The organism is Chitinophaga sp. (genome assembly GCF_036566945.1).
Lineage (GTDB): Bacteria > Bacteroidota > Bacteroidia > Chitinophagales > Chitinophagaceae > Chitinophaga.
This window is the reverse complement of record NZ_DATCVJ010000015.1, coordinates 1-7,529: the sequence shown is the minus strand read 5'-3', so window position 1 is coordinate 7,529 and position 7,529 is coordinate 1. Positions and strand designations below refer to the sequence as shown.

Below are 7,529 nucleotides of genomic sequence, written 5' to 3'. Positions count from 1 at the left end.
CGCGCGCCTTCCAGCAGGTGCAGGTATTTATCTTTCACAGCATTCCAGTCTACCCCGTGCATATGCGGATCATAGAAAAAGTCTCTTTCCATGCGCCAGGTATCCATGAATAACTGTTTCCATTCCTCTTTGGGATTGACGGTCATTTCCATTTCTTCCACGCGCATGGCGGTATCTATTTTCTGATTTTCTGCGGGCTCTATGATACCATAAGGGCCGCTGTTGATCAGTATCTTGCTGCGATCGGCAGAGATCTCATAAGTGCCTGGATTTTTGATGATCGTTTTCACCTGTTTGGTAGCGATATCATAATATTGCAGGGTTGATTCACCGCTGCTTTCCTCATCATCCGGCGGGGTGCTGCTGAGAAACAGGATCTTTCCTTTGGTGGCGCCGAGACGGGAATAAATACCACCGGGGATGGGCAGTAACACGAGTCTGGCTTCCATATTATCCAGGTCAACCTTCGTGCTCTTCTTCTCCGGGGCAGGTGTTTCTTTTTTGTCTTTCTTCTCTTTCCCTTTCCTGCCTTTTTCTTTGTCAGCCGGTGGTGTTTCTTTCTTCTCTTCTTTCACATCTACGGCGTCATTGCGGGTGGCGAGTAAAGAGGGTGTTGTTTTTTCCAGGCCAATTACACCGATCATGGTGGCGTTGGCGTAAATAAAGGTATTATCGATGCTGCTGTAGGAAGGTTTGAAAGACTGATTCGTAAGTAGGTAGAGGTACTTACCTTCTTCATCAAACACAGGTCTGCTGCAGTCGTAGAAGCCGCTGGTGACCTGGTGGCGTTGATTATTTTTTGTGTCAAATAAAAATACGGCTTCATGCAGGTTCTCCAGATCGCGGCTATAGGTTAGCCATCTGCTGTCGGGGGTCCAGCTGAAGCGAAAGCCCTCAAATACATCGGGCGAATAATGGAGGGCCTGATCTACTGCGGTGGTTTTGCCGGTGGTGACATCGAGTATCCAGATCTTCATCGCCTGATCAATAAAGGCAAGCTGCTTGCTATCTGGCGCCCAGTAAGGGCTGTAGCGGAATCCGGGGCCTAAATGGGTGATTTGTTTCGCTTCATTTTCTTTGCCGGCGGGGGCCATCCACAGCTCATAGTCGCCTGATTTATCGCTCCACCAGGCAATGTTTTTACCATCGGGCGACCAAACAGGGTAACGTTCTGCCACGCCACTGGTGCGGGTTAGGTCTTTTACATACCCATTGATGGCGGGCACGGAAAACACATCTCCGCGGGCGCTGATCAGTGCACGTTGTCCGTCGGGGCTGATGGCAGTGGATTGTATATTCCTGACCGTGCGAACGAGCTTCGGTTTTAAGGCGGCGAGATCGGTGGTAATCGTGATTTTCACTTCCGTTGACTGTTGTGTTTGCAGGGACATCACATACAATTTTCCGCTGGCTTCGTACACAATATCTTCAGGCCCCATGGAAGGGAAATGCACGTCATAGTCTTTGTAGGCCGTGATTTGATCGTATGCTTTTGTGTTGGTATCGTATCGCCAGAGGTTCATGCGTTTTTCGGCGCCGCGGTCAGAGAGGAAGTAGATGTAGTGGTGGTACCACATGGGGAATTCATCTCCGGCTTCGCTTTTGGCAGAAATGTTTTCATCGAGTTGTTTGGTAAAGTCAAACACGTGAATATCTGCTTTCATCCCGCCGCGGTAGCGTTTCCAGTTGCGGAAGCTCTGGGAGCGGGTGGTAAGGGCTATTTTGCCGGCATCGGGCGAATAAGATCCGAATTCTGCGTAGGCCAATGGTAATTTGGTAGCAGTGCCACCTGTTTCCGGGATGGTATAAAACTGGTTAAACCGTTCTTTGGTGCTTTCTCTGCCGGAGGCAAAAAGTACCTGCTTCCCGTCGGGGGTCCAGTCTACCACGCGATCAGGGCCGCCATATTCCGTTAGTCGCAGTGGTACGCCGCCGGCTACCGGTAATACATATACGTCGGTGTTACCATCGTAGTTGCCGCTGAACGCCAGTTTGCTGCCATCGGGCGAAAATTTGGGAAATGATTCTACACCAGGTGGAGAAATCAGTTTGATGGCGGTGCCACCGTTTTTAGGAACAATCCAGATATCATTTGCATAGGAAAATGCAATTTGTGACCGGGATACATCGGGATAGCGGAACAGCCCGGCGTCTACCTGTGCCGTTGCCTGTTTCCCTGCCATGGCGGCGAGAAAAATCAGGGCAGTTGTTTTCATCATAAGCGTTTAGATGTTTGAACAGACTTCTTTTTGGTTATCTGATTTTTGTTGCGGATTTAAAAACCAATGCGCTAATCTATGTAAATATGATAAAAGATAATGTTAATGTTATATGTAATCCGATGGAGGATTATTAGGGCGATTATGCTAAAAACAGCGGCACATTTCCCGAATGTGCAAAAAAGATAGAATAGCCACTGCAGGTCATCACGGGGCAAAGTGCCGGTGCATAACCCCTGCAAGCGGTTATATTTCCGGCAGCTTACGCAAAAAAAGCCGATCTTTGCAGCATATCAAAATATATAATCAAAATATGGCTAGATCCCAGGAAACAGTTGGTAAAAAAGAAAAAGAAAAGAAAAAAGCGAAACAACGCCAGGACAAGGCAGAAAGAAAGGAAGAACGCAAAGCAAACAGTGGAAAAGGAAAGAGTCTGGAAGACATGATGGCGTACATTGATGAAAACGGTAACATCTCCTCTACTCCTCCCGATCCGAGAAAGAGAAAAGAAATCAATTTGGAAGACATTCAGTTGGGCGCCACCAGGCATGAACCTTCTGAGCCAGTGGAACTGATACGCAGAGGCGTAGTGAAGTTCTTCAATGAGTCCAAAGGTTACGGATTCATTATTGATCAACAAACGCAGGACAGCGTGTTTGTGCACATTAACCAGTTAACAGAACTGATTAAGGAGAAAGATAAAGTTACTTTTGAGGTGGAGCGCGGACAGAAAGGTCCAAGTGCTGTAAATGTAAAGAAAGAAGTTAAAGTGCAGGTGCAGCAGGTGCAACAAACACCGCCGCCACCACCGCCGCAGCAAGAGCAACAGTAGTCTGCAGGAGGTCTGCCTTTTTGAAATAAATAAAATCTGAGCGGTTATGAATAACCGCTCATTTTTGTGCGTGGTAAGGATGAGATGCCACACGATACCTAAATGAACACACCGTGCCAAATCCGCTGAAACGACTCTTCCAACGCCCTATTATCTGGCTCTCCAACAGATTCTCTTCCAAACCGGACAAGCGACAGGTATTTATCTCTTTATCGCGGCTGCAGCAGGAAATTCTGCAAGGCAAGCGGCAAAAAGGACTGGTCATCCCGTTTGACCAGGAACAGGCCCGCTTTATTATCTTCTCTGATCAGCATAAAGGCGGGAAAGATGGCGCAGATGATTTTATGGCCGCAGAGCAGAACTACCTGACCGCCCTCAGTCACTATTACGATCAGGGCTTTACTTTCATTAACCTCGGCGACTGTGAAGAGCTATGGGAATGCCCACCGGCAAAGGTGATCGCGGAAAACCGCGCTTCCCTGCTGGAAGAAGCCCGCTTTTTTCAACAGAAACGCTACTACCGGGTGTTTGGCAACCATGACCTGGAATGGCGCTATAATGTACCCCGGCTGCAATTTTTGAAACCTATATTCGGTAAGAAGCTAAAAGTATATGAAGGCGTTATACTGAAGACCAGCTACCAGGATAACGAATACAACATATTCCTTACGCATGGTCATCAGGGCGATATGCGCAGCGATGGCAATACTTTCAGCAAATGGTTTGTAGCTGCGATATGGACGCCTGTACAGCGTTTCTTTAATGTGCATGCCGATACCCTCTCCGACTCTTTCGACCTGGCAGACCGCCACAATATTATGATGTATGAGTGGAGTATGCAGTATCAAAATACCTTTCTCATTTCAGGCCATACCCATAAACCGGTGTTTGCTTCGCTGGATCATATAGATCGGTTGACGAAGCAACTGGAAAAAGCGCAAAGCAAAGGAGACGCCGCACAGGTAAGCGTCTTACAAAAAGCATTAATAGCAAGACAGGAAGAATATGCAGGCAAACAATTTGTAAAAACAATGGCCCATCCCTCCTATTTCAACACCGGCTGTTGCTGTTTTAATGATGGCGACATCACCGGCATTGAAATAGCAGAAGGATTTATTCGTTTGATTAAATGGAAGAAAGATGAAAATGGCTCCAGCCGCGTAGTACTCGAAGAGTCGCCGCTGTACTACCTCTTCGATCAGATGGACTGATCCGGCACCTGTTCCAGGAACGCCTGTTTTACCACTTTCGCCGTTTTATGATCGCCGGTATGACTCCATCCGGGCGGCATCACAATGTAGAGGAACTTGTTTTTTATACCCGGTGCTTTCCGGAGATCTTTCCATAAACAATACAACTCCCCGAAATAGACATCCAGGAAATTATTGGGATTGATTTCTCTTGAAATACCATACTCAATCTGCATATCCTGCTTTTCGTGCTGGAAGGTACCAAATACTTTATCCCAGATATTGAGCAGGTTACAAAAGTTGGTATCCATATACAACGGGTTCTTTGCATGATGCACCCGATGATGCGAGGGCGTTAGAATAATGCGATTCAAAAAGCCCAGGCGGCCGTCTTTGATCAGGTTTTCACCCACATGAATAAACGAACCCCAGGTACCATCAATGAACATGATAATGAACAGCAGCGGCGGATTTACGCCCATTAAAATACAGATGCTGGTACGGATTACATCTGCATAAGGCGCTTCTAAAAAGAAATGCGCGTAGGTCACCGAAAGATTCATGGTTTGCGGCGCATGATGCGTGGAATGCAAACACCAGAACAGGCGTACCTTATGGCCGAAATAATGATAAATGAAGTGCGAAAATTCCCAGATCACATAGCCGTAAATAAACCAGTACCATGCCAGCGAAGTATGGAACAGCGCGTACTTTTCCAGCAGGCCAATACAAAACGCCACCATTGCAATAGAAATAAACCGGGAGATAAACCGGTTTGCCACAAAGATGAAGAAGGGCATTTTGTAGTCTTCTATCTTAAAACGTTTGTAAAAGATAGCCCTGCAAATTTCCAATAGCAGCAGGAATGGGATCAAAGGTGATATGACCGAGAAGATACCGTTTAAGGTCAGTAAGACTTTATAGTTACCGGTTTTACACACTTCTATGAGTTGTGAAATGCCCAGGAAGGAGATCAGTTCCTGGAATAAAGTCTGAAAGATGGCCATAACGCTGATAAATTTATAGGTGGAATACGTGAAAACTCATTTGTACGTACAAAGCGATACATTGTTTGAACAAAGTACAAAATAAAGTGGAATTTTCAAAGTGTCACCTATAACAAGCTCATGGTTATTGGAGAAAGGATAAAAAAAGGACACACCGCATAGCGCTCTTTACTCCGACAAATTGGCTAAAAGGTGGTGCTTATACGGCGTATCCCGGGTGTTGCATAGGTCTGATTTAAAGTGTTATTTAACAGCGGTCACAAAATAATCGAGACAGTCATGGCGCAGGCTATGTTGATAGAAATCATCGTATGCGATACCTGCGGTGACATCTTCCATCTTTTTAAGCAACAGGAAGCGATTCAGATTATTGAGTAAAGTGTAGGGTATGCGTAATAAAAATGCGGGCAGTCTGTATTGCAGCCGGAAAATATCGAATCGGACGATATTATCTACGCTCCGCTTATTTTCCTCATAATAGGCCATCACAGTGCTGTTGCCATGTATCCCCTCTACTTTTGCGGTAGGAAAATGCGAAGTCATTAAAGCAAACATCTCTCTGGGCAGGTATTCTCTTACATGAAAAGGATTTCTGCTGAGAGACGTCAGGCGGTTGGGGGTAGTTAAAAACAGGCGGCCACCCGGTTTCAGCACGCGTCTGATTTCATGCAGTAGTGTGCTGTCATCTTTGATATGTTCGATTACCTGGAAACAAATCACCGTATCATAACTATTATCTGCGATGCCCGTTAATGCCGGTAGGTTACACGTCTGAAAGGAGGCGTTGGCGGGTAATTTACTGATCGGTTTCTTTTTGTCTACTGCGCGGTAATGGGCGGTAAGTGGCGCCAGCATTTCCATACCATATCCTTCTCCACAGCCTAATTCCAGCACCTGCTTCTGTTGCAGATGTTCCAGTGGAATGGCTTTGTATGCGAATACATGCCGCTGAAAAACATAGTTATTAATGTAGGAGGAATTGTTGGTTCTTTCTGCCGTTTTTAATAATGCGATCATTTGTAATGACATCTTAAAATGAAAAAAAAGTACAACGGACATCACCATTATACTGATGCATTACTACTACACGCAACAAATAAAAAACCCTTACTTCCGTTTGTTAAAATTTATGTTATAGAAGACACCAACCTGAAACCCGATCCATATTTTGGTGTTTTGATTAACACCATAGGTGTTGCTGATGGTATAAGGAGCGTGGATAATATTAAACTGTTTATACGCCTGATCCATTTCAGCAATTGATAAGGTATGCGTACTATCATCCATCGTGTATTGAAGCAATTGGCTATTGAGTACGATGCCCGCCTGCAGCCGAAGGCGTTCCCCCAATTGTTTTTCTGCGACTAACGAGAATTTTAATATACGGGATTTCACTTGTCCAGTTCTAACGTGCGTACCGGCGCTGTCGTTGTTTTCGCCAACATCGACATAGTGTAGCTGTCGGCCGGTAGTTCCTTGCAGATGTAGTCGCCAGTCGTCCGAAAGTTTTGCCGAAATACCTGCTCCAAATCTTGCACCCACCAGATTAAAGTTGGTGCTCAGGGAAGCAATGCCATATAAAAAAGGAAGTCCTATTTGTATAGTAGGGTTCGCGTAGTATACCTCATCTGCTGTAACACCCAGGTTCAATAAAAAGGAAAATGGTCCTTGCCCGTTGTTCATGCGCACTCCTTGTCCACCGGGCTTTTGATAGCGGTTGGAAAAAGTATTTTGCATGATCGACTTTATCAGCGAAGTCTTTTCTATGGCAGTAACAGTTTGTTTTATTTTATCATTGGGAGATGTGGTGGCAGCAGTTGTTTCTGACTGCTGCGTTTTGTTTTTCGTGGCAGCTGTTGGCGTGTTGTCTTTTGTAATGGTGGTTTTACTGATGGAATCTGTCGCACCAACAGCCACTACTTTATGTATCAATGTATCATCTTTGCCACTGCCCCAACCCCAGTGCAGGGCCGGATCCAACTGCCAGCTGCTAAAGCGTGGCAGCCGGTAGTGTACTGCATCTGCGGATGCTGAGGCAGCGATGAAGGGGGCCTCAGTTTCTTTCACGGTGCTGCGTTCAAAGGCGATTTTTATGGAATCTGTTTGTTTAATGGAGGCAAAGGGTATTCTTACAGAGTCTTCTTTTTTTATGGAGTCATATCTGGTACCCGATGCAAATGTAGTTCTTACAGCGTCCACTTTTTTTATGGAGTCATATCTGGTACCCGATGCAAATGTAGTTCTTACAGCGTCCACTTTTTTTACCGAGTCGCGTTTGATG

General features: G+C 45.7%; 6 protein-coding genes. 2 read left to right on the top strand and 4 right to left on the bottom strand.

Annotated features, from left to right (window positions below):
• A partial coding sequence (locus tag VIP81_RS00415; protein ID WP_331956496.1) for a hypothetical protein occupies positions 1-2,216 on the bottom strand: 2,216 nt, incomplete at its 3' end.
• 316 nt (positions 2,217-2,532) lie between these two features.
• Here VIP81_RS00415 and VIP81_RS00410 point away from each other — a divergent pair.
• Together VIP81_RS00410 and VIP81_RS00405 are read left to right on the top strand one after the other, a co-directional pair.
• Positions 2,533-3,051, top strand: a complete 519-nt coding sequence (locus VIP81_RS00410; protein ID WP_331956495.1) for a cold shock domain-containing protein — start codon at positions 2,533-2,535, stop codon at positions 3,049-3,051.
• 113 nt (positions 3,052-3,164) lie between these two features.
• Positions 3,165-4,262, top strand: a complete 1,098-nt coding sequence (locus VIP81_RS00405) for a metallophosphoesterase (protein ID WP_331956494.1) — start codon at positions 3,165-3,167, stop codon at positions 4,260-4,262.
• Here the strand turns inward: VIP81_RS00405 and VIP81_RS00400 are convergent.
• From VIP81_RS00400 to VIP81_RS00390, 3 genes are all read right to left on the bottom strand, one after another.
• Positions 4,250-5,248: a sterol desaturase family protein gene (locus VIP81_RS00400; RefSeq protein WP_331956493.1), complete on the bottom strand. Its 999-nt coding sequence runs from the start codon at positions 5,246-5,248 to the stop codon at positions 4,250-4,252. The genes VIP81_RS00405 and VIP81_RS00400 overlap by 13 nt on opposite strands.
• A 243-nt stretch (positions 5,249-5,491) precedes the next feature.
• Positions 5,492-6,265 (bottom strand): class I SAM-dependent methyltransferase, encoded by a 774-nt coding sequence (locus VIP81_RS00395; RefSeq protein ID WP_331956492.1) that lies wholly within the window; start codon positions 6,263-6,265, stop codon positions 5,492-5,494.
• Positions 6,266-6,355: 90 nt separating this feature from the next.
• Positions 6,356-7,529 (bottom strand): hypothetical protein (locus VIP81_RS00390; RefSeq protein WP_331956491.1); only part of this gene is annotated, 1,174 nt, incomplete at its 5' end.

What these genes read in the sequence shown, in the direction of transcription:
- VIP81_RS00410 (WP_331956495.1), top strand. Translation starts at nt 2,533, where the DNA reads ATGGCTAGATCCCAGGAAACAGTTGGTAAAAAAGAAAAAGAAAAGAAA.
- VIP81_RS00400 (WP_331956493.1), bottom strand. Translation starts at nt 5,248, where the DNA reads ATGGCCATCTTTCAGACTTTATTCCAGGAACTGATCTCCTTCCTGGGC.
- VIP81_RS00395 (WP_331956492.1), bottom strand. Translation starts at nt 6,265, where the DNA reads ATGATCGCATTATTAAAAACGGCAGAAAGAACCAACAATTCCTCCTAC.